General features: G+C 47.5%; 21 protein-coding genes. 6 read left to right on the forward strand and 15 right to left on the reverse strand.

What is annotated here, in order from left to right:
* Window positions 1–119: 119 nt before the first annotated feature.
* Window positions 120–632: a hypothetical protein gene (locus tag GC178_05850; protein MBI1287086.1), complete on the reverse strand. Its 513-nt coding sequence runs from the start codon at window positions 630–632 to the stop codon at window positions 120–122.
* A gap of 113 nt (window positions 633–745) precedes the next feature.
* Here GC178_05850 and GC178_05855 point away from each other — a divergent pair, with 113 nt between their 5' ends.
* The 3 genes from GC178_05855 to GC178_05865 are packed head-to-tail and all read left to right on the forward strand — an operon-like array spanning window position 746 to window position 4549.
* Window positions 746–3082, forward strand: coding sequence for a hypothetical protein (locus GC178_05855; GenBank protein MBI1287087.1), 2337 nt, complete (start codon window positions 746–748; stop codon window positions 3080–3082).
* A complete protein-coding gene (locus GC178_05860) occupies window positions 3072–3887 on the forward strand; it encodes an FkbM family methyltransferase (GenBank protein ID MBI1287088.1) in 816 nt (271 codons plus the stop codon). Before GC178_05855 ends, GC178_05860 begins: the two co-directional genes overlap by 11 nt.
* Before the next feature lie 23 nt (window positions 3888–3910).
* The gene (locus tag GC178_05865) at window positions 3911–4549 is read left to right on the forward strand and encodes a hypothetical protein (protein MBI1287089.1); all 639 of its coding nucleotides are present in this window, start codon (window positions 3911–3913) and stop codon (window positions 4547–4549) included.
* Here the strand turns inward: GC178_05865 and GC178_05870 are convergent.
* The 12 genes from GC178_05870 to rimP form a co-directional block, all read right to left on the reverse strand.
* Window positions 4535–4774, reverse strand: coding sequence for a hypothetical protein (locus GC178_05870; protein ID MBI1287090.1), 240 nt, complete (start codon window positions 4772–4774; stop codon window positions 4535–4537). The genes GC178_05865 and GC178_05870 overlap by 15 nt on opposite strands.
* 104 nt (window positions 4775–4878) lie before the next feature.
* A complete protein-coding gene (locus GC178_05875; GenBank protein ID MBI1287091.1) occupies window positions 4879–5403 on the reverse strand; it encodes a DUF420 domain-containing protein in 525 nt (174 codons plus the stop codon).
* A gap of 160 nt (window positions 5404–5563) precedes the next feature.
* Window positions 5564–6289: an SCO family protein gene (locus tag GC178_05880; protein MBI1287092.1), complete on the reverse strand. Its 726-nt coding sequence runs from the start codon at window positions 6287–6289 to the stop codon at window positions 5564–5566.
* The gene (locus GC178_05885) at window positions 6289–6672 is read right to left on the reverse strand and encodes a hypothetical protein (protein MBI1287093.1); all 384 of its coding nucleotides are present in this window, start codon (window positions 6670–6672) and stop codon (window positions 6289–6291) included. The genes GC178_05880 and GC178_05885 overlap by 1 nt, the downstream gene beginning before the upstream one ends.
* Window positions 6673–6705: 33 nt before the next feature.
* On the reverse strand, window positions 6706–7584 hold the full coding sequence (locus GC178_05890; protein ID MBI1287094.1) for a cytochrome oxidase subunit III: 879 nt from the start codon (window positions 7582–7584) through the stop codon (window positions 6706–6708).
* 45 nt (window positions 7585–7629) lie between these two features.
* A complete protein-coding gene (locus GC178_05895; GenBank protein ID MBI1287095.1) occupies window positions 7630–8343 on the reverse strand; it encodes a hypothetical protein in 714 nt (237 codons plus the stop codon).
* A 2-nt stretch (window positions 8344–8345) separates the two neighbouring features.
* Window positions 8346–9230 (reverse strand): protoheme IX farnesyltransferase, encoded by an 885-nt coding sequence (gene cyoE / locus GC178_05900; GenBank protein MBI1287096.1) that lies wholly within the window; start codon window positions 9228–9230, stop codon window positions 8346–8348.
* A 39-nt stretch (window positions 9231–9269) separates the two neighbouring features.
* The gene (locus GC178_05905; protein ID MBI1287097.1) at window positions 9270–9668 is read right to left on the reverse strand and encodes a PIN domain-containing protein; all 399 of its coding nucleotides are present in this window, start codon (window positions 9666–9668) and stop codon (window positions 9270–9272) included.
* On the reverse strand, window positions 9665–9910 hold the full coding sequence (locus GC178_05910) for a hypothetical protein (protein ID MBI1287098.1): 246 nt from the start codon (window positions 9908–9910) through the stop codon (window positions 9665–9667). The genes GC178_05905 and GC178_05910 overlap by 4 nt, the downstream gene beginning before the upstream one ends.
* 34 nt (window positions 9911–9944) lie before the next feature.
* Window positions 9945–12581, reverse strand: a complete 2637-nt coding sequence (gene infB / locus GC178_05915) for a translation initiation factor IF-2 (GenBank protein MBI1287099.1) — start codon at window positions 12579–12581, stop codon at window positions 9945–9947.
* A 42-nt stretch (window positions 12582–12623) separates the two neighbouring features.
* Complete coding sequence (gene nusA, locus GC178_05920; GenBank protein MBI1287100.1) at window positions 12624–13862, reverse strand: transcription termination/antitermination protein NusA; 1239 nt, start codon at window positions 13860–13862, stop codon at window positions 12624–12626.
* 6 nt (window positions 13863–13868) lie between these two features.
* Window positions 13869–14318, reverse strand: a complete 450-nt coding sequence (rimP, locus tag GC178_05925) for a ribosome assembly cofactor RimP (protein MBI1287101.1) — start codon at window positions 14316–14318, stop codon at window positions 13869–13871.
* 202 nt (window positions 14319–14520) lie between these two features.
* Here rimP and GC178_05930 point away from each other — a divergent pair, with 202 nt between their 5' ends.
* From GC178_05930 to metF, 3 genes are read left to right on the forward strand one after another with little or no spacing between them, the layout of a single operon-like run.
* Window positions 14521–14910 (forward strand): hypothetical protein, encoded by a 390-nt coding sequence (locus tag GC178_05930; protein MBI1287102.1) that lies wholly within the window; start codon window positions 14521–14523, stop codon window positions 14908–14910.
* 29 nt (window positions 14911–14939) lie between these two features.
* Window positions 14940–17858, forward strand: coding sequence for a hypothetical protein (locus tag GC178_05935; protein MBI1287103.1), 2919 nt, complete (start codon window positions 14940–14942; stop codon window positions 17856–17858).
* A 14-nt stretch (window positions 17859–17872) separates the two neighbouring features.
* A complete protein-coding gene (gene metF / locus GC178_05940; protein ID MBI1287104.1) occupies window positions 17873–18826 on the forward strand; it encodes a methylenetetrahydrofolate reductase [NAD(P)H] in 954 nt (317 codons plus the stop codon).
* On the opposite strand, the gene GC178_05945 is transcribed toward metF, so the two are convergent.
* Both GC178_05945 and GC178_05950 read right to left on the reverse strand, forming a co-directional pair.
* Window positions 18827–19414 carry a riboflavin synthase gene (locus GC178_05945; GenBank protein MBI1287105.1) on the reverse strand — a complete coding sequence of 196 codons (588 nt, stop codon included), beginning with the start codon at window positions 19412–19414 and terminating at the stop codon, window positions 18827–18829.
* Window positions 19414–22029, reverse strand: a complete 2616-nt coding sequence (locus GC178_05950; protein MBI1287106.1) for a T9SS type B sorting domain-containing protein — start codon at window positions 22027–22029, stop codon at window positions 19414–19416. The genes GC178_05945 and GC178_05950 overlap by 1 nt, the downstream gene beginning before the upstream one ends.
* Window positions 22030–22067: the final 38 nt, after the last annotated feature.

A 22067-nucleotide genomic window follows, 5' to 3' on the forward strand; every position in this document is an offset into this window, starting at 1 on the left:
CAGCGTATTTCTTCCAGTAATTGAATACACTTTTTCTGTGTATTGTATTTTCTATGTATCGCTATCAAATTCATGCTACAATCCTTTATTTGTAAGGGTTTCAATTATCTTGCCATCCGTTATAGGGAGACGCGCGAATAATAATATCCCTGCTTAGCCGAAATACCTTTCCAGTATGTAAAATCAGAACCACCGATAGCAGTGGCCATCAGCAGTTGATTCTGGAATGTGGACGTCATGCCGCTTTGAACAATATTGTCCTCAATATCCTCAATGTACGACTGTAGCCCGTACGTAGGAACATCCTGAATGCCTTCCAACAACTGAAAAATGAAAAATTTCTGCTGAGAATTATACGGCAAGGCTCCAGCCTTGGAATTGACATAATTAACCACCGCATCCGTAATAATGATGTTCAACTCCAAATTACTTACCGAGGTAAGACTAGAGCCATACACGGAATCAATATAGGCAACAGTAGCCTGTACAATCTGATCGATGGTTATTGAGGTAGAACCCGAAGAGGAACTACTGGAACTACTGGAACCACCAGAAAGAATTTGAATAACATAATCAAGACCAGCCTGATGCTGATCTCCGAGATACTGATAAGGGTTTGCAATAATCGCCATGACTTTTTAGTTTTTGATTTTATCACATCGAACCTATGGGATCTTTTTTACATTTATACCGTTTATGATCATTTTTTAACATAAATGTAAAGGATCGTACAAATAACGTGCAGATGAACCATCCAAACACACCCTCGTTACGTGTTTCACTTAGAAACCATCAGGCACCCGGTGATATTTTAATGTTATCGGCCGCTCTGAGGGATCTGCACCTCGCTTATCCTGGTCGGTTTATAACCGATGTGGAGACAACCTGCCCAGACATTTGGATAAACAATCCTTACGTTACGGCTTTGGACAAAAAGGATCGCTCAGTAAAAAAACTGAGATGCGAATACCCACTCATCCACCAGAGTGACAAGCTTCCTTATCACTTCGTCCATGGGTTCATTCAATTTCTGAATGAGCAATTGCAGTTAGACATTCGGCCAACTGCTTTCAGAGGAGACCTACACCTTTCTGAGGAAGAAAAGAATGAGAATATTCTGAGCCAGTATGGGGTCGATGGCCCATTTTGGCTGATGAATGCCGGAGGGAAGAACGATTTCACCATTAAGTGGTGGGATGCCAAGCGTTATCAGGAAGTGGTGGATCATTTTAAAGGCCGCATCCAATTCGTTCAGGTTGGAGCCAATGAGCATTATCATCCAGAACTCAAAGGGGTCATTGACCTCCGTGGGAAGACCACGGTGCGAGAACTTATTCGTTTGGCTTACCATGCCGATGGTGTTGTAACCCCGGTTAGTTTTCTGATGCACTTGGCTGCGGCCATCGTGCCAAAGCATAAGGACCGAACCCTGAAACCCTGTGTGGTAATTGCAGGAGGTAGGGAACCCGTGCATTGGGAGCAGTACCCAGGACATCAGTACATACACACCATTGGGGCGCTTTCTTGCTGCAATAATGCCGGATGCTGGAAATCACGAACGGTAAAACTGAATGATGGAAGTCCTAATGACCGACCGGAGAATCTTTGTGTGAATGTTGTGCAAAAGACCTCCCCCAGCCTCTTCCTTGGACAAACTAAGAACAGGCTCTTTCAAGGAGGGGAGTTTTTACCTCGTTGTATGGACATGATAACTGCGGATGAGGTGATAAGACGGGTGGAGTTCTATTTTGAAGGTGGGACATTGGAATATTCAGTGCCTCTTTCTCAATCAAGTCCTCATACCACTCCCGAAGCCAAGAGTAGCAGGCAACCCATCATGGAACCTGTACGAACTTCGGGATACAAAATGCCTAAAAGGCTGACGGAAAAAACAGCCCAAAAGGAAATTGATACGTTCATACGAACACTCCATGAACGAACATTCAACTTCAACGGTCGTGGCATTGTAATATGCGGGGGTGGCGAGAAATACTTTCCGGGCACATGGGTGCTTGTAAACATGCTCCGCTATCTGGGCTGTAAGCTTCCCGTAGAAGTATGGTATCTGGGCAAGCATGAAATGGACAACCACATGCAGGCATTGCTTGCCCCGTTGGATGTAGCATGCATAGATGCCACAATTATGCGAAAGGAACATCCCTGTCGTATTCTAAAAGGATGGGAACTGAAGGCCTATGCGTTGCTTCACTCATCTTTTAAAGAGGTGATGCTTCTGGATGCAGACAACGTCCCAACCATTAACCCAGAAGAACTATTCGATTGGCCAGAATACAAGAAGACGGGATGCATCTTTTGGCCAGATGTCAACAAACTTTCCAAGGGCCGTCAGATATGGGATCTGATAGGTGTTCCCTATCGCGATGAGCCTGAATTTGAAAGTGGTCAAATACTGGTTCACAAAGGAAAGTGCCTTGATGCTGTCATCTTATCACTTTGGATAAATGAGTACTCCGACTTCTATTATAACTATATCCATGGAGATAAGGAGACCTTTCATATGGCCTTCAGAAAACTGAAGACCAACTACGCCATGACCCGCCATCATGTGGTGCTTAGACAAGGAGTAATGTACCAGCATGATTTTCGTGGAAAGGTGGTCTTTCAGCATAGAAACGGTCACAAATGGTCCATGAATCACAATCCACGACTGAACGGCTTTCAGTTTGAAGACGAATGCATCGCCTTTGTAGAACTGCTTGGTAATATCTGGAGCGGTAAAATAGGGAGTGAACGTACCCGCGATAAAGGAGACAAGAAACCAAATACGGACGCCACAAAAGAGCTGATATCGTCCCTTTGGTATTATGAACGTGTCGGTTATGATAGACGCCCGATGGTATTCCATCCTGACGGCACTATCCGATTTGGAGGGGCAGCCATGGAGAAGCGATGGAATTTTGACGGGAAAGCAGGAGAACTACGGATAAGTGGCGATTCAGGTGTTACGTGCTCCTTAAAACGAAGTGACCACGAAAATATCTGGAACGGCCGATGGCTTCAATTTGAGCAAATGCCAATAAAACTGATAGGAATCAACAAACCCAAAAACCATGAAGTATAACAATAGAGCAGAAGTTGAACGCATTGGCCGAGCCGGTGTACATTCCTTTAAAGACAAGGACAACATGGTTGCCCGACAAATGGCCTCCTACTGGCTATATGTTGACCCTACTGATAAGGGCTACACACCCCATGCATTGAATGATGGGTTCTGGGAAGCATGGATAACCCTATGGATGAGCCAGCATGTAAAACCCGGAGCCGTATGTGTTGATGTGGGTGCAAACTTTGGATTCTATACATTCTTTCTTGCCCAACATGGCTGTAAGGTTTTCGCTTTTGACCCCAGCCCTCTCTGCATCAGTTTACTAAAGCAGAGCAATATTGCCAACGGAACCACCGACCGCGTTACCGTTGAGCACAAGGCAGTAACGGATGGAAAGGAAAAAGAAGTAAAACTTTGGGAGGTTTCGGGGCATATGATGAATACTACCATCCACATGAACAATGCGGCTCCAGAGAATTTCTTTACCGCCAAAACCACGTCATTGGACAAGTATTTCGCACGCAAGAAAGAGGGAAAACAAATCGATTTCATCAAAATAGATGCCGAGGGAAGTGAACAACTCATCTGGAATGGAATGCAAAAGGTGCTTGAGGCAAATCCACGCTGTATCGTACTAATGGAGTTCGTGCCAGACCATTATGAGAAAAATGGACGTCCGTTTTTAAGTGAGTTACTTTCAAAGAGAGATGTGTGGTACGTAGATTATGCAGGAAGAGAGCAACGAATTGTGCGTCCTGATTTTTTTGAATCAGATACGGAGCCATTCCGAATGCTTGTGTTGCGGAGAAAAAGAGCATAGTGGTGCCTCTTGTATTATCGGAAATGAGAACCGGAAGCACTTATATATGCGAAGTACTTGCACATACGCTCTTTGATGAAAATTACATCTACTTGAACGAGCGGGAGTTTGGAGAACCGAATCAGATAGTAAATCTGTCCCAGCATCATTTGGTGAAGATTCATCATGCTCCTTATCATGAAATCATTCAATTGGTTCCGACCACACTACCCATTTTAATTCCGGTACGTGACCCCATGGATGTATATGTGTCTGCCATTCATTTTGCTGCAACTCGCCAAGGAATGACGTTCGACCAATCACTGCTACATCTAACAGAAATAAAGTGGTTTGAAGGAATGTGGGAACGTATGAAGTCCTTTCTTCATTGTAGCGACCCACGAATAGCTATCATCCAATACGAGGATCTGATTCAATACCCGGTCAATACACTTCAACAAGCGTTAGTGCGACTAAACATTCCGTTCAATCCCAAACGGTTGCATCATTGGGCAAGCGCATTTTCCTTTACTTCTAAAACCGGGCGGCAAATGGGCCAAGAATCAAGAGGCACGCATGAAAGGAATGGTTCCATCGGTCAATGGAAAAATCACCCAGACGCCTCGATTCGAAAGTACGAAGAAGCTTCCAGCGAATACCGTAAACTCTTAAGCGTGTGCTGAGAACTTCTTTTTGAACCAAGCAACTATCTGCTTGCGGTAGAAGGCATAGAAGAAGATGATGGCCAAGATGTAGGGCATGAACATGAGATATACGATGGCGTTGTTCAGGCCATTGCCCACGGTAAATGCATCGTTGTTCAATTGGTTGGATTCGGTAACGGCCCGACACATGCTGCATTGGGCGGAAGCGAATTGGGGGAGGAGGGAAAGGACTACGATAGTGATATGAAAATATACCGCTCGACCTCCCCTAACCCCTTCCTTCGACAAGCTCAGGACGGGCCCTTTCAAGGAGGGGAATTTGCTCGCTATTTCACCTTCATTTTTCATTAGAACTCGTAGTACGGGGATATCATCAGATAGACCACCACGCCTGTAACAGTTACATACAACCAAACGGGAAATGTAAACTTAGACACTTTACGGTGCTGGGCAATTTTTCCCTGTAAACCGAAATAGAAAGAGATAAGGACCATTGGCAATACGATGGCCGCCAATATGATGTGTGTAAGGAGTATAAAGAGGTAAACTGGCCTTAATGGGTTGTCGGCTGGGAAACGGGTTTCTACCCCGAAAGAATGAAAAACGATGTAGGAGACCAAGAACAGACTTGACAGCACGAAGGTGGTGATGTTGAGCCGTTTGTGCAGCTGCACCTTCTTGTTCTTGATGGCCATGAAGGAGGTGATGAGCAACGCAGAACATGTTCCGTTGAGGATGGCATTGAGCAATGGAAGGTATTGCGCCCAAGCGGGAATCATTTCCTGTTTGGGGAGTGAATAGAGCACGACCACCACCCCGAAAACGACCACGCTGAGGGCAAGAATCAATTGAAAAACTTTTTTGTCGCTCATATTGGTTAGAGAGATAAGTTGACAAAGTTCATGAAGAAATCAGTTTCAGTTCTTTATCCTTCGATACGCCCTTCGACTTTGCTCAGGACACTCAGGATGACCGTCAATTGTCTTTGGTATTCTTCTTTATCCTTCGATACGATTTTCACAAAAGTGAAAATCACTCAGGATGACCGTCTTCTGTTTTCTTATTTTTCTTCAGTTCGAGATTATACTCAGCCATCAGCACCTTGATGTCGTCAATAAGGTCGCGGATGTGCTGGGCGTTGGTGCCATCATAAACACCGATCACATTTCCTTGTTCATCATCGCGCGAGCGCAGAAACCCTTCTTTATCGACCAGCACGAAATACTCGGTGTGAAGGAATCCGCCAACGGCCAAGCTGTCTTCCATGGCGCTTGAGAGATACTGATAGGCCACGGCATAGAGCGAATCCTGCTCTCCCGTAAGGAAGTGCCACTTTTTGGTGTCGATCATGCGCTGATCGGCATATTCCTTCAACGTTGCAGGTTTGTCTCTGCGCGGGTCTACCGTGAAGGAAACGGACATGAAATCGTCATAATGAGCGAAGCGTTCCTGCACCTTCATCATGTTGGCCGTCATAATAGGACAGATGGACGGGCAGGAAGTGAAGAAGAAATCGACCACGTAGACCTTTCCTTCCAGGTCTTTGTCTGTGACCGTTACACTATCCTGATTCACGAATCCGAAGGCGGGTGCTTTCCGCTTGATGGTCAGGCCATTGACATCGGTGTATGTAACAAAAGGAAGGTGAGCAAAATGCTGCTCACCTTTCCCATAAACGAATAATAAATAGAGGATTGTAGGAAGAAAAAGTATCGTGAAAAGAATCAGGTACTTCTTCGCCCCTGTTTCACCTTTCATCAAAAGCCAAAGTAGTTTTCAATCAGCGGACGATGCACGCCATCGTACAATGCTTCTGTGAGACTAATGAAGATCAGATAACCGATAAGGATGAAATACGGTGCAAGTACGGTCCATTGGAAACTTTTCTTCTCATCTCCCAAGTGCATGAACACCATGGTAATGTAGCCTGCCTTTACCAAGGTAAGGGCAATGAACGTGTATCTGAGAATGAGGGCCATGGACTCATCGCGCGACCATTTCATACCCATTCCTACTTCGATGATGGTGACAGCCGAAAGGAGTGCCAACACGAAATAGAACTTCTTTCTAATCTTCTTGCCTTCTTCTTCTCCGTGATGAAGGTCGAGGCTGTACTCGTAAATGTCGTCTCTTGCGTCCATTTGTTTAGCTGCTGAAGTCGTTAATCCGATTTATTAAAGTAGGTAGAAGAAGGTGAATACGAATACCCACACAAGGTCTACGAAGTGCCAGTAAAGCCCTGACTTCTCGACCATTTCGTAATGCCCTGTCTTCTCAAACTTGCCATCAACCACCATCAGAAAGATGATAAAGTTGATGACCACCCCAGAGAACACGTGAAAACCGTGGAATCCTGTGATGAAGAAGAAGAAGTTGGCGAACAGCGGAATACCGTATTCATTATGATGCAGGTTGGCACCATGAATGTGCTCAGCCGTGGCAAGCATTTTCTGCGCCTCTGCTCCTTGCACTTCTCTGAAACCGTTTCCGTCTTCAAGCTCACCATGTCTGTTTACTGGAACCAGGAATGTTCCTTCTTCAATAACATGCGTGTGCGGATCGACCTTGTGCCGCATAACCGTCACGCCATCTTCTAAAAGATACGCTCCATGCTCCGTTCCGTGAATGAAATGATACCATTCCCACGCCTGAGAGCCTACGAACACGAGACCTCCGACAATGGTAAGCACCATCCAGAACTGAACCTGTTTCTTGTTCATTCTGTGACCTGCCTCAACCGCCAATACCATCGTTACCGATGAGGCGATAAGCACGAACGTCATGAATGCAACGTAGGCCAATTCGATGTGACCATGGTAGAACGGAAAGTGCGTGAACACGTCTCCCGAAGTTGGCCAAATGTCTTCGTACTTGTGGCGCATGAAACCATACGCGGTAAGTAGACCAGAGAATGTGAAAGCATCTGAGATGAGGAAGAACCACATCATCATTTTTCCATAACTGATCTTGTAAGGTGAGGTTCCTCCTGCCCATGCTCCTGCGCTATGATCGCTGTGTGATGGAGCGGCTGTCTGACCAACGTGTCCTGCCATTATTTAGAATGATTATAAAGACCTGATTTTAAAGTCGGTGCAATTTTAACGAATAAATAGTAAAAACAAGAAGAGGTAAACCCACAGAATATCGAGAAAATGCCAATAGATGGATCCAAGCTCCAACGGAAGCACGTTTTGTCGCGTAATTGACCCAGAAAAAGCCTTGACCAACAGCACGAGCAGCCAAATAATTCCGCCCGCGAGGTGCAAAACATGCAGCCCCGAAAGCAGATAGAGGAATGATGCACTTACATTGAAGGTGTCGTTGATGCGATCATTGATCGGTTCGGTGTAACCGATGTCGGCAGGTTTGTAAAAGTTTCCTTGATCGTAAAGCAGCGGTTCGCCTTTCATCAGAATAATGTAATCCTTACCGTATTCGCCTTTCAGGTCGTGCAGCGTTCCGACCATGAACTTGCCTTCGGCCTGAAGCTCTTTCCAACCCATGTATTGGGCAACCGTGAATCCGATACCGAGAAGAAACGTTGCCACCAACCACAGTTTCAACCCTCCTGCATTGCCAGAAGAAATGCTTCGCTTGGCGAGATAGATCGTCACGCTGCTGATGAGAAGAATAACGGTGCTGACGCTGAACATGGGCGGCAACGTATCCTGCACCCAGAAGTGATCGGCCTGAAGCACGATATAGGCGCTGGTGAACGCCATGAAGAACATGGCAATGCCCGCCACGCCCAGCCAGACCAACATTTTTTTTGCCCTGTTGCTCTTTTCTTCTGGATTCAGATTCTCTTCCATTCTCAGATCTTATCTAACAGGTACGCCAACTGCACGATGGGCAGGTAAAAGAACGAGCCGAACATGAGCTTTTTGGCAGCTTCGGCCGAAAGTGTTCTGTACAGATCGATCGCCTGCTTGGTAAATATGATGCCTGCTACAATTGCCACCGCTGCGGAAATGGCGCCAGTATATCCAAAAAAGGTAGGCAGCAAACTGACAGGTATCAGCCCAATGGTGTAAACCACAATTTGGAACGCAGTTCCCTTGTCGCGCCCACCAGCAGACGGCAGCATTTTGAAACCCGCTTTAAGATAATCGTCATGCACGCGCCATGCAATGGCCCAAAAATGTGGGAACTGCCAGATGAACTGCACGGAGAACATCAACAACGAAAGCAAGGTGATCTCTCCAAAACCTTCGGTTGCTGCCACGCAGCCCAACATGGGCGGAATGGAACCTGGAAATGCCCCGACAAACACCGCAAAAGGTGTCTTCTGTTTCATTGGCGTGTAGATGACCGCGTACAAGAAAAGTGCGGCCAGACCGAGAATTCCGCTCATCGGGTTGATGAAGTACCAAAGGATGCCGATGCCGAGAATTCCCGAAATGGAAGCGATGATCAACGCCTCGGTGGTTGACATGCTGGAGGTTGGCAGCGGACGGTTCTTGGTGCGGTCCATGAGCGCATCGAGGTCGCGCTCAATGATCTCGTTGAAACCATTGGAAGCTCCCGTAAGCAGCGTTCCGCCAACGATCAGGGCAGCCATGATGTAGAGGCTGAACTCATCGGCCGCAAGGCCATAACATATAATAGAAGACAGGACGACCAGCGAAGCCAAGCGGAGCTTCATGAACTCCGAGTAATCTTTGATCTTACCGCGAATTCCGCCCTCTTCCTTCTTCATCTGATCAAACTTCACTTCCGTCAACGGATCCATCGGGAATTATCTTCGAATCCAGTTTTCCATTTCAATGCCCTCCAACCGTTCGAAATCCTTTGTGTTATCGGTTACCATTACCCTCTCATTTGCAATTGCAGTTGAACCGATAAGCAGATCGAAATCACCGACCAAGTTTCCTTCACGTTTCAATCGGGCCTTTTGCTTGCCGTACTCCTTTATGGCATCAAAAACGGGTATAACGGAAACACTCTCAACAAATTCATCGATCAGCCCATTGTTCTTTTCAGGGTTCTTACTGTTCTCTGCGCCATAAACCAATTCTGCCAAGGTTATTTCTGAAATGAAACAATTATCAACCCCGACCGCGTTCATTTTCTCAAGCAGGTCAAATTTCCCTCTAAAAAAGTAGATACAGATATTCGTATCCAGCAGGTATTTCATTCGAAATCCTCCATTTCCCTCCCAGGAGTCCGTGAGTTACGGATGTTGCTAATAATCTCGTCTGTGGAACGAGTGTCTTTCCAACCACCGAAAAGTTCAGAGAATTTCTTCTTGGATCCACTGCCATCATCAATTGAATCGGTCAATTTGATGATCAACTTTTTTTTTGTCCGATTGTCGAGCTTGAAAAGAAACCCGAAGAATCGATCCATCGCGCCATCGCTTATTCTAAGTATTCCCATCTTACAAAGTTAGCCATTTAGCGAGGTGGCGACTCTATAACTTGGCCTTCACCTCTACGATCTCGTATCCTTCGATGATGTCTCCGACCTTGATGTCGTTGAACTTATCGATGTTCAGACCACACTCGAATCCTTTCGAAACTTCTTTCACGTCTTCCTTGAAACGCTTCAATGAAGCCAACTCTCCTGTATAGACCACGATACCATCGCGAATAACGCGCACCTTGGTGTTCCGTGTCACTTTTCCATCCAGAACCATACATCCTGCAATGGTTCCGACCCGCGAGATCTTGAATACTTCGCGTACTTCGATGTTGCCCACGATCTTCTCTTCGAACTCTGGTGCCAACATCCCTTCCATTGCCGCTTTCACCTCTTCGATGGCATCGTAGATGATGCTGTAGAGCTTGATCTGGATCTGTTCCTGCTCGGCCACTTTACGTGCATTTACCGAAGGACGCACCTGGAATCCGATCACAATTGCATCAGAGGCTGATGCCAAGAGAACATCCGATTCGGAGATCTGCCCCACACCTTTCATAATGATATTGACCGCGATCTTCTCGGTAGAGAGTTTCAGCAACGAATCGGAAAGTGCTTCGATGGAACCGTCCACATCACCTTTAACGATGAGGTTGAGTTCTTGGAAGTCTCCGATGGCGATTCGTCTTCCGATCTCATCCAACGTGATGTGTTTCTGTGTACGCAGGCCTTGCTCACGCTGCAACTGCAATCTTCTTGCGGCCACGCCACGTGCTTCACGTTCGTCTTCCATTACGTTGAACTTGTCTCCCGAAGATGGCGCGCCATCCAGACCCAGCACCTGCGCTGGCATGGAAGGGCCTGCTTCCTTCATCGGTTGATTCCGCTCGTTGTAAATGGCTTTCACCCTACCGCTGTAACTTCCCGCAAGGATGACATCGCCAATGCGAAGCGTTCCTGACTGAACGAGAACGGTAGAAACGTATCCACGCCCTTTGTCCAACTCAGATTCGATGATGGTACCAACGGCACGTTTCGTTGGATCGGCTTTCAGCTCAAGAATCTCTGCTTCAAGCAACACCTTATCAAGCAAGGAATCAACTCCCTGCCCTGATTTGGCCGAGATCTCCTCACATTGGTATTTACCTCCCCAATCTTCTACAAGAATGTTCATGTTGGCCAATTCCTCCTTGATCTTATCAGGGTTGGCATTCGGCTTATCGATCTTGTTGATGGCGAAGATCATCGGCACACCTGCCGCTTGCGCGTGGTTGATCGCCTCCTTGGTCTGCGGCATCACCGAATCATCCGCAGCTACCACGATGATCACCACGTCCGTTACCTGCGCACCTCGGGCACGCATGGCGGTAAACGCTTCGTGACCGGGAGTATCGAGGAAGGAGATCTTACGACCGTCTTCCAACTCCACATTATAGGCTCCGATGTGCTGGGTAATGCCTCCAGCCTCACCGGCAATTACGTTTGCATCTCGGATGTAGTCGAGCAACGATGTCTTACCGTGGTCAACGTGACCCATGATGGTAACGATCGGTGGACGCTCCGTCATCTTTTCTGGATCGTCCTCCTCTTCCATGATGGAATCCTGCACATCGGCACTCACGAAATTCACTTCGTGACCGAACTCTTCAGCCACAATGCTGAGCGTTTCCGCATCCAATCGCTGGTTGATGGAAACGAACAATCCGAGGCTCATGCATGCTGCAATGATCTCGTTTACGGGAACGTCCATCATCTTGGCCAATTCGTTCGCGGTTACGAACTCGGTGACCTTCAGCACCTTCTTTTCGCGTTCGAGCTGTTGCTCTTCTTCCTGCGCTCTTTCTTGGTACGCCTGACGTTTCTCTCTTCGGTATTTGGCCCCCTTCGATTTGGTGCTTCCTGAACTCAGACGGGCAAGTGTTTCCTTGATCTGCTTTTGGATCTCTTCATCCGAAAGCTCCTGCTTCTTCTCTCTGCCGCCACGGCCGCCTTGCTGGCCTCCTTCTTCTCCGGAAACCGGACGTCTTACACGCTTACGCTTACGTTTCTTGTCGGCAGAATCGTTGGATGTGGCAACAGGTTTCTTCTCGCGCGGTTTCTCAACTGGAAGTTCCATCTTACCGAGAACTTTTGCTCCAGCCAATTTCTCAACCTTGGCACGGATCACTTCGCCTTCTTCTTTTTCCTTCTCGGCCTTCTTCGCCTCTTCGGCAGCCTTTACTTCGGCTGCTTCTTTCTGCTTTTTGGCTTCGTCAGCTGCCTTGGCGGCAGCTTCTGCTGCTTCCTTTTCCTGCTGGGCCTTCTGTGCTTTTTCCTCTTCGAGTTTCTTTTTACGTGCGGCCGGATCGATGTCTTCCAATTTGAGCGAACCCATCACCTTCGGACCTTCCACCTTGTGTCCTTCGGCTTTGATCACCTCTTGCTGCTTGGCCTCTTCCTTTTCCTCGGCTGCGGCCATTCGCTCGTCCTTGCGAGCTTGCAAAAGTTCGGCCTTGGCCTCAGCCTCCATTTTGAGCTTTCGGTCAGCGGCAAACTCATCAACAAGCAGGTTGTACATGTTCTCATCCAACTTGGAGTTGAAGTTGACATCAGCAAATCCCTTCCCTTTCAGAAAATCTACGATGGTAGCCTTTCCTACGTTGAGGTCCGTTGCCACGGCACCTAATCTTCTCTGTTTTCCTTCTGACATATACGCTCGTTGGGTTTAATTCAATTCATTGCCGCTACCTCATCAGTCGGCAAATTCTTCTTTCAATATTTTGAGAACATCATCGATGGTCTCTTCTTCAAGGTCGGTACGCTTGACCAATTCGGCCTTGCCGATCTCGATCACACTCTTGGCCGTATCGCAACCGATGGCTTTGAGTTCATCCAAGATCCAACCTTCGATCTCATCTGCAAATTCTTCGAGGTCAACGTCTTCCACGTCCACATCAGAATCGCGGTACACATCGATCTCATAACCCGTTAACTGACCAGCCAAACGGATGTTGAAACCTCCTTTACCGATGGCCAATGAGACCTGATCGGGTTTCAGGAACACATCTGCCTTGTGCTCAGCATCGTTCAATTCCATACGCGTAATTTTCGCAGGACTCAGTGCTCGCTGAATGAACAGTTGCGAATTGTTGGTGTAGTTGATCACATCGATGTTCTCGTTACGCAACTCACGAACGATTCCGTGAATCCGAGAACCCTTCATACCAACACAAGCTCCTACTGGATCGATACGGTCATCGTAAGATTCCACAGCAACTTTTGCTCTTTCGCCAGGAACGCGAACGATCTTCTTGATGGTGATCAGACCATCGAACACTTCTGGAACTTCGTTCTCGAACAAACGCTCCAAGAAACGTGGATCTGTTCTTGAAAGGATGACCGCTGGGTTGTTGTTTCTCATTTCAACCTCTTTGATCACCGCTCTCACGGTGTCTCCCTTTTTGAAGTAATCGCTTGGGATCTGCTCTGTTTTTGGCAGCACCAACTCATTTCCCTCATCATCCAAGATCAAAATCTCGCGCTTCCATATCTGATAGACCTCACCGGTCATCAACTCACCTTCACGGTCCTTGTATTTACGGAAAACGTTGTCCTTTTCAAGATCCATGATGCGAGAGGCAAGATTCTGACGGATGGCCAGAACGGCTCTACGTCCGAAATCTTCCAATTTCACTTGCTCCGAAACTTCTTCACCGACCTCAAAGTCGTCCTCGATCTTCAACGCTTCCGACAATGGAATCTGAAGAACGTCATCTTCCAGATCCTCATCGGCTACGATCTCGCGGTTACGCCAGATCTCAAGGTCACCTTTATCAACGTTGATGATCACATCGATGTTCTCATCCGTTCCGTACTGCTTGATCAAAAGCGAACGGAACACATCTTCCAAGATGCTCATCATGGTCACCCTGTCAATGTTTTTGAATTCTTTGAATTCTGAAAACGACTCAATTAGATTTAAACTGTTCATTGCATGTTATTTGAACGATATTACTGTCTTGGCTTCTTTTATTTCACTTAGCGGAAGCGTTATCGGCCCCGTTTCTTCTTTCTTTTTCTTCTTTTCGGGTTCGATGGTGATATTCTCGCCATCGAACGCGGTCAATTTCCCTTTGAGGTTTCTTCCATCTGTAGTAGCGACCTTCACTTCTCTGCCCACGTTCTTCCTGTACTGCAACGGATGCTGATACGGCTCGGTCAATCCTGGCGATGAGACCTCCAACTCGTAATCTTCCACCTCGCGGTCCAAATTTCCCTCGATGTGTCGGCTCACATTCACACAGTCCCGAACATCCAGTCCTTCCAACGAATCGATGTAAACCCGAATACGGTTGGTCGGCATCACTCTTACCGAAACGATGAACAGGTCGGTTCCCTCCAACTTCTCCTCAACCAAGCTCCGAATCGTACTTTCCGTTATCATCATTAAAAAAGGGACCTGCTGGTCCCCTCCGTCTAATTCCTCAAAGCGCGGGCAAAGGTAATACAATTAAATTGTCTGTCAAGCACTCCGATCACTCGAATTACCCTTGTTTCGGTAGAAAATCCTCCAAAGGACAAAACTGCCGCCTGAAATACAAAGTCATTATTAAGCAGATGTTACCTTTGCGCTGCCTGAAAAAACACCTATGAAAAATACGCTACTTGTTCTAACCGTTGTTGTCATGTCTTCTATCTGGTCGCTGGCCACAGCCCAGAACACGGATTTCGACAGCCGTCTGCTGGCAAAATTCTCGGAAAAGGAATTGAAGGCCATGAGTGCAGATGAGGTGGATTATTGGAATTTCTTCATTAAAGAAGGATTCGAGGTTTTCCAGATCACCAAGGATTCCGATCAATCCGACATTGAAGTGATGGAGTTCGATGGGGATGTTTCTGCCATCAATCCTTTGGCACTTGGCCTGACTCCTAAGGAGAATTCAGTTCAGACATTTAAACTTGGTAATAGCGGCTATGGCATCATGATACTCTCGGTAGAGAAACTGAATGCCCGAATGAAAAGGCTTCAAAAAGATTGACACAACCACTATTGAGAAGGAACATTAGGATGAAGAAGATAATTTACCCGATACTTTTTACAGCACTCATTTTTCTTTCGAGTGCATCCGCATTTGCCCAATCACCGATCACGGTCACTTTCAGCGATGGTGGGAGTGCCACAATCCCCTGTGGTGAATCGAACACTTTCCTTGACGGCTACAACGGGTCTTACGGCAACAATATCGATCAAACATTTACGGTTTGTGTAACCCCAGGTACTGGCATGGCGGTCAATTTCTCTTTTTCAGCCGAAGAGGGAGGATATTTTGACGTTGATCCGAGCGACACATTGTATGTGTATGATGGTTCTGACATCAATGCACCTCTGATTGCCACGTTGAATAATACGTCAGCACCATTCGGAGCAGCAACAGGAAACACAACGCTTTCCAACACTTCCGGTTGCATCACTTTTCAATTTGTTACCGATGGCTCTGCCACAGGTCAGGGATTTCAAGGGGTCATCAATTGCAACTTTCCATGCCAACCGATCGAGCCGTGGTTCACCGCGATTCCACCCATTGTCCCTAATGATTCTTCAGGATCCATCAACATCTGTTTGGGAGATACAGTGATACTTTTTGCGGAGGCCGGATTTCCGATGAGTCCGACCAACGGTGGGAGCGGCTATAACCAAACATTGGAAAACAGCACTATTGAGTGGTACATCTTCGGTGAACCGACCATGACCGGAGACAGCATCATGTTCATCCCAGATCAACGTGCAGGTTATTTCGTTGACATGCTTATTACTGATTCGCTTGGGTGTTTTGAAAATGCACGAACCAAAATACAGGTCTCCACTATACCAAGTTTTGCAGAAACGCGATTTGTAGATGGAGATACGATCTGTTTGGGAGAAACAGCCACCGCACTTGGTGGAGTAACTACCACAGATACGGTTGGGGTCGCCCCCACAGTAGGTCAGTTCCTTCATGGTGGCCTTTTTGGAGATGCATTGCAACTACCCGATGGTTCTGGAACTATCGAAGATATTTACACTACAACCATCAACATTACCGGCTTTGAACCTGGCGACACTATTTCAGCCGGATCAGACATTGTGAGTGTTTGTATTGATATGGAGCATAGCTGGATCGGTGATCTTGAAATGTGGCTGACATGTCCAGGCGCTCACGACAGTATTACCATATTCAACGCTTATAATGGGAATTCAGGAGCTCCTGGCTTTATACCTGGTGGGTTCCCAGTGAACGGACCTGTTGGAACAAACCTTGGAATCCCAGGTATAGGATCCAACCAAGGTACATGCTGGGAGTATTGTTTCAGTATCACCCAAAATGAGTACGGAACATTTCTGGACACATATGCTACAAATCAGACAAACGGGGCAGTTACTGCGGGAACATATCTTCCAGAGCAGTCATTTGATAACCTGATAGGTTGTCCGATCAATGGTGACTGGAGCCTTTCGGTAGCTGACAACTGGGGGGGAGATGATGGTTGGATCTGCCAGTGGGGAATCACATTCGACCCAAGCATCGACCCGAACTCTGTAAGTTATGAACCCGCCATTACAGATGGTTGGTGGAGTATCAATCCAAATATTGTAAGCAACCAAGGAGATACGATCATCATGGTTCAACCAACTGTGCCGGGTAATTCGTCTTATACATTTAATGTAACAGACGATTACGGCTGTTCTTACGATACGACCATTGTCCTGAACACGGTTCCAACACTTACCTCATTCACCGACACTTCGGTTTGCGACACGCAGCACCAACTTTCTGCGGCAGACTATGCAATTCTTGGGGAATGGAGCTACTCAGGTCCAAGTGGTGAAACTGCCACCTTCACTCCGAGCAACACAGCCTACCAACCCACCGTCAGCGTCTCTGATTATGGTCAATATGAATTCATCTACACAAGTGATTACTGCGGACAGAGTGATTCTGTGTTCATCAACTTCAATCCTACACCTGCAGCCATAAACCTTACGGACCAGACCATCTGTCCGGGAACGAATCTGACTTTTGACGCGGGTAATGAAGGCATTGGCGCAACCTATCTGTGGTCTCCGGGAGGATTTACCGGGCAGGTGCTTGAATTGGATTCGGTGACCGCAAGCGGAGGGATCCAAGTAACGGTCACTAACGATTGTGGTACTTCCAACGGTGCAGCCTCCATTACGGTACACACGCTTTCGGTAACCGGACCGCTGGAGGTCTGCTTGCAGGATGAGGCCGATCTTTCTGCTTCTTTCACTACTTCTGGCGGAAGCTGGTCTTACACAGGACCTACTGGCGGAACTGCAACGTTCTCACCAAATGAGCAAGATGCTTCGCCAACGGTTTCTGTAGACAAACCGGGTGCTTATCAATTTACATTTACAGATGATGAATGCATGATGCAGCGTGTATGGGAGGTAAACTTTGCCCCTGCTCCATCTGTGACCCTGATGCTCGATACCAATAGAATCTGTGTAGAAGATCAGGTTTCTATCTGGTATACGACCAACACGGATTTCTTCGATACGTTCGAATGGAACCCTTACAGCTCCTCTACGGCAGACACGTTGGTGATCGCTGGTTCTGATTCAATGGCATTCAATCCGATGGACACGCTCTTCCATGTTTCTGCAAGCATGAGTAACTTCTGCGGAACAGGTGAGGCAGAGATCGTTTACCAAGTATTGGACTGCAATCTCAACCTACCGAACGTTTTCAATCCAGAATCGACCATTCCGGCCAACCGCTATTTCAATATTGTGGCGTTGGAGCTTCATCCTGGAAATAATGTGAAGATCTTTGACCGTTGGGGACGTAAGCGTTATGATATGGACGACTACCACTTGCACCCATGGGATGGCTCTGGCGCAAACGATGGTGTTTACTATTACGTGCTGACGCGTCCCGGCTACGAAGCTGAGGTCGGTTACATTCAATTGATTCATGGGTCGTAAATTCGCGGCCTGCTATGAAAGTCATCGAACACCTTAACAGGGCTGAAAAAACCCTGTTTTCCATTGAGATACTTCCTCCTTTGAGAGGAAAGAGTATCAATTCGCTCTTCAACGGAATTGAGCCGTTGCTGGATTTCAAGCCCTCATTCGTTGATGTGACATATCACCGCGAGGAATATGTCTACAAAAAACGTGAAGGTGGCTTTTTGGAGAAGGTCAGCATCAAGAAACGACCGGGTACGGTAGGTATCTGTGCGGCCATCATGAACAAATTCGGCATTGATGCAGTGCCACACATCATCTGTGGCGGTTTCACGAAAGAGGAAACCGAGAACGCCTTGATCGACCTGAGTTTCCTGGGCATTGATAACGTGTTGGCCCTTCAGGGAGATTCCATTAAGACCGAACCGAATTTCGTTCCCGAACCAGAGGGACACGCTTACGCAAGCGAGCTGGTGGAGCAAGTGGTGAACCTGAACAACGGTATTTATCTGGACGAGGACCTGAGGAATGTGGAGAAGACCGATTTCTGTATCGGTGTTGCAGGATATCCTGAAAAACATCTGAAAGCACCTAACCGCCAGACCGACCTTCGTTACCTGAAGAAAAAAGTGGATGCGGGAGCCGAGTACATCGTTACGCAGATGTTCTTCGACAATAAGGCCTTTTTCCGATTTGTGGATGATTGCCGTGCTGCCGGTATCACGGTTCCGATCATTCCAGGGCTGAAGCCGTTGACCACCATTAAGCAGGCCACTATTCTGCCAAGCCTATTTCATATCGATATTCCTGCGGACCTGTTTGATGAGGTTGAGAAATGCAAGGACAATGAATCTGCCGCGCAGGTCGGTACCGAATGGTGCATTGCGCAAAGCAAGGAATTGATGGAGGCCGGAGTTCCGTGCCTGCACTTCTATACCATGGGAACTTCTGCGGCCACAAAGGCCGTTGCCGAGAAAATATTCTGATCAGCTTCTGCTCATCATTCGGGCAACATACTTGCCGATGATGTCGAATTCCAAGTTCACCTTGTCGCCTACTTTCAGGTTCCTGAAGTTGGTGTGTTCAAACGTGTAGGGAATGATGGCCACAGAAAATCCCGTATCGGAGGTATCGAACGCAGTAAGGCTAACGCCATTTATGGTGATGGAGCCTTTATCAACGGTGAAGTTTTCTCCCTTCTCGTGACGAAATGTAAACACGTGACTTCCATCCTGTTCGGCAATCGAGACAACTTCGCCCAACTGGTCTACATGACCTTGAACGATGTGTCCATCAAACCGACCATTGGCAGACATGCAACGTTCCAGATTGACCTCGCTACCGATTTCCAACGCTCCGAGATTGGTCCGTTTCAGCGTCTCATCGATGGCCGTTACCACGTAGGAATCACTTCCGGCCAATTCGACAACAGTGAGACATACGCCATTGTGCGCCACACTCTGATCGATCTTCAGTTCGTGGGTTATCGGACTGCTCAAAGTGAAATGAATGTTGGTTCCATCTTCCTCTCGCCTTTCCAGTCTTCCCAATGTTTCAATAATTCCCGTAAACATCAGTTGGGACTTGGGTTAGATGTCCGCAGCAGTTCGATGTAGCCGTTGATCTCTCGCGGCACCACGCCCTGCAATCGGATCTCGTTCACCGTACATATATAATAGTAAACGCCATCTGGCACAGGCTGCTTTGTGGTCTTATTTGTTCCATCCCAAAGAATCTTCGGGTCGGTGGTTTCAAAGATCTTCAAGCCCCATCGGTTGTAGATCTTCAGGTCGATACTCTCCACAAACGCATACGGGAACGGACCGAAAATATCGTTGTATGAATCATCTCCAGGAGTGAACACATTCGGCAATTGATACTTCGAACATTCATCGATGCAGAAAGTATCGGAAATGCTCTTATTATCGAACGAATCGATTGCTGCAATGGCATAGCAACCGGCCATGGTGTAGTCAAGCGGTCCGTGAGAGAAGTCGTTCCAAGGGAATTCATGCGTGGCGATAACCTCAAGGTTTCCGCCATAGGTTGGCGTGTAAAGCACCTGATATTCCACGATATCGTTGGCACAACTTGGCGATTGTTCCCAAGTAAGGCTGTTCTTGAGCTGATCGCAATCTGAACTTACCGTCAGCTCCTGTTTACATGGCGGAATGGAATCGATCGGAGTGGCACAACTTTCCTGCGACCAGTTCTCAATCGGATAGATCAATCCATCTACCGAATAATGACCGATACTCTTGATTCGATAGCACCTTTCGATTCCATTTGCCAGGCCTGTGTCGAGATATGTGTGCTGCGTGGTTTCGCCAATGTATGCGAACGTCAGATCGGGCTGTTTACGGTAAACCTCAAACGTATCATTAAGCCATGGAACCGTTTCGTGCCACACCAATTGAATTTGATTGTCTGTGCCAATGGCCACAATGAAAACCGAAGATGCACGGTCGGATTTCCCTACGGTGAATTCATTTCCGGACTCTGCATTGTAAAGTTCGATCTTGTAGTAGAACTCCAGTTCCTGTGTGTTCATCAAGGTGTCGATGAAAATGGTGTCGTTCAGTCCGAAGTTTGTTCCAACCGTTTGGAAATTGACCGAATCGGTAATGTCTGAACGCCACACGCGGTACTCGTACGGACCGGGAATCTGAACCGTGTCCAACTCCGTAGGCTTGCTCCAGGCCACATACATCGAGCCCTGAGAAACATCCGTGGTACGCACGCTGACATTGGTAATGATCGGAAGATCCCGTCTCAGCTCAGTACAGAATTCCTCGGAAGCGTAACCCTCCGCACCATCTGGGAAACACGCCACAACCATATAGCAATAGGTAATTCCCATCGTCAGACCAGCCCCGTTATTGTCATCCAGATAAGATGTAGAGGTCAGTCCGCTTGTAGAGCCGATATAATGATAGCCTGTATAGCCCGGAACACCAACCTCGCACGTATCGTGCTGATAACCGTACTGCTCAACCCTTCGATAGATCTTGTAACCGATCACCTGCCCACAGACACTCTGATCCCAATTCAACTGAATGGAATTTCCTTGCGGATCGGCCTGAGGATTTTGAGGCGCAGGACCAACAACTGTGATGTATGTAGTATGATAAGCAGACAAAGGCTGGTCATTTCCCGGTGGATCATCCACCACTCGGAACGACATGGTATAAGGCTGAATCTGCACGTGGTCGCAATCGGTACGCCAACGGAACGTACTTTTTGCCGTATCCTGTGCCGAAACCGGCTGTTGGAATGTGGCCGGACTGACCGTTTGCTCCAACGGACCTCCAGTTCCGGTAAGCGTTACCGGATCTCCGTCAGGATCCCACCCTTTCACAAGAAATTCGAGCGTATCTCCCGCCTCCACACAGATCTCGTCAATGGCCTCAACCACCGGAGGATTATTGTCGCATGGAACGACCGTTACCTGCATGTCTCGAATGGTATAACCGATCGGGAAGTAGGTTCCATCGGCCTGTCTCCTCCACTCATTGATCCTTATGGCGAAGTTGAACTCACCTTGTTCCGTAGGTACCGCCCACGTCAAGGTTCCGCCTATTGGATCGATAGAAACTCCCGGAGGAAACGTGTAACCAACGATCGGATCACCGAACTCACCGGCACAGACCACCAATTCATAACTCAAACTATCTCCATCAGGATCATAAGCTCCAGGATTGTGCTCGTAAACCCTATTCACGCAGGCGCGGTCGATAGGTGGGTTCAGCAGAAAGGGCGTACTATTTTCCCCCAAAAAACCCCCGAACACCACATGTGTTTTAATGAAGAATGGCACATTCACCGAGTTCGGAATGTTCAAGATTCCAGCATTTCTGTTCGGGTCTTCCATACTCACCGTGTAGCCGCTCTGAGGACCACTTGCGTAAGTATGCGTGGAGCTGTAGATGTTCTTTTTCACTCCCGGTTGGATGACCACACCATCCCCGTTTCCATTGGAGCGGTAAACTGTATCGATATTCCCATCTCCCCAATTCACCTCTAAGAATGGCCTGTCAGCAGGGCTGTCAGGAACCGTGTAAGTGGTGACCGTAGCACGGATTTTATTATTACCGAGGTACTCTATCTGAATCTCTCCCGCACGATTGTGCGTAGCCTTGGCCGCGAACGACACAAGACCCAACAGCAGGATGGAGAGAAGTTTTTTCATGGAATGTTTCCGATCAGTTCAGAACTAATAAAGGTAGC

The organism is Flavobacteriales bacterium (assembly GCA_016124845.1).
Taxonomy (GTDB): Bacteria; Bacteroidota; Bacteroidia; order UBA10329; family UBA10329; genus UBA10329.

Excerpts from the sequence above, each read along its gene's own strand:
- GC178_05850 (MBI1287086.1), bottom strand. The coding sequence starts at position 632 with ATGGCGATTATTGCAAACCCTTATCAGTATCTCGGAGATCAGCATCAG.
- GC178_05855 (MBI1287087.1), top strand. The coding sequence starts at position 746 with ATGAACCATCCAAACACACCCTCGTTACGTGTTTCACTTAGAAACCAT.
- GC178_05860 (MBI1287088.1), top strand. The coding sequence starts at position 3,072 with ATGAAGTATAACAATAGAGCAGAAGTTGAACGCATTGGCCGAGCCGGT.
- GC178_05865 (MBI1287089.1), top strand. The coding sequence starts at position 3,911 with ATGAGAACCGGAAGCACTTATATATGCGAAGTACTTGCACATACGCTC.
- GC178_05875 (MBI1287091.1), bottom strand. The coding sequence starts at position 5,403 with ATGAGCGACAAAAAAGTTTTTCAATTGATTCTTGCCCTCAGCGTGGTC.
- GC178_05880 (MBI1287092.1), bottom strand. The coding sequence starts at position 6,289 with ATGAAAGGTGAAACAGGGGCGAAGAAGTACCTGATTCTTTTCACGATA.
- GC178_05885 (MBI1287093.1), bottom strand. The coding sequence starts at position 6,672 with ATGGACGCAAGAGACGACATTTACGAGTACAGCCTCGACCTTCATCAC.
- GC178_05890 (MBI1287094.1), bottom strand. The coding sequence starts at position 7,584 with ATGGCAGGACACGTTGGTCAGACAGCCGCTCCATCACACAGCGATCAT.
- GC178_05895 (MBI1287095.1), bottom strand. The coding sequence starts at position 8,343 with ATGGAAGAGAATCTGAATCCAGAAGAAAAGAGCAACAGGGCAAAAAAA.
- cyoE (MBI1287096.1), bottom strand. The coding sequence starts at position 9,230 with ATGAAGAAGGAAGAGGGCGGAATTCGCGGTAAGATCAAAGATTACTCG.
- GC178_05905 (MBI1287097.1), bottom strand. The coding sequence starts at position 9,668 with ATGAAATACCTGCTGGATACGAATATCTGTATCTACTTTTTTAGAGGG.
- GC178_05910 (MBI1287098.1), bottom strand. The coding sequence starts at position 9,910 with ATGGGAATACTTAGAATAAGCGATGGCGCGATGGATCGATTCTTCGGG.
- infB (MBI1287099.1), bottom strand. The coding sequence starts at position 12,581 with ATGTCAGAAGGAAAACAGAGAAGATTAGGTGCCGTGGCAACGGACCTC.
- nusA (MBI1287100.1), bottom strand. The coding sequence starts at position 13,862 with ATGAACAGTTTAAATCTAATTGAGTCGTTTTCAGAATTCAAAGAATTC.
- rimP (MBI1287101.1), bottom strand. The coding sequence starts at position 14,318 with ATGATGATAACGGAAAGTACGATTCGGAGCTTGGTTGAGGAGAAGTTG.
- GC178_05930 (MBI1287102.1), top strand. The coding sequence starts at position 14,521 with ATGAAAAATACGCTACTTGTTCTAACCGTTGTTGTCATGTCTTCTATC.
- GC178_05935 (MBI1287103.1), top strand. The coding sequence starts at position 14,940 with ATGAAGAAGATAATTTACCCGATACTTTTTACAGCACTCATTTTTCTT.
- metF (MBI1287104.1), top strand. The coding sequence starts at position 17,873 with ATGAAAGTCATCGAACACCTTAACAGGGCTGAAAAAACCCTGTTTTCC.
- GC178_05945 (MBI1287105.1), bottom strand. The coding sequence starts at position 19,414 with ATGTTTACGGGAATTATTGAAACATTGGGAAGACTGGAAAGGCGAGAG.
- GC178_05950 (MBI1287106.1), bottom strand. The coding sequence starts at position 22,029 with ATGAAAAAACTTCTCTCCATCCTGCTGTTGGGTCTTGTGTCGTTCGCG.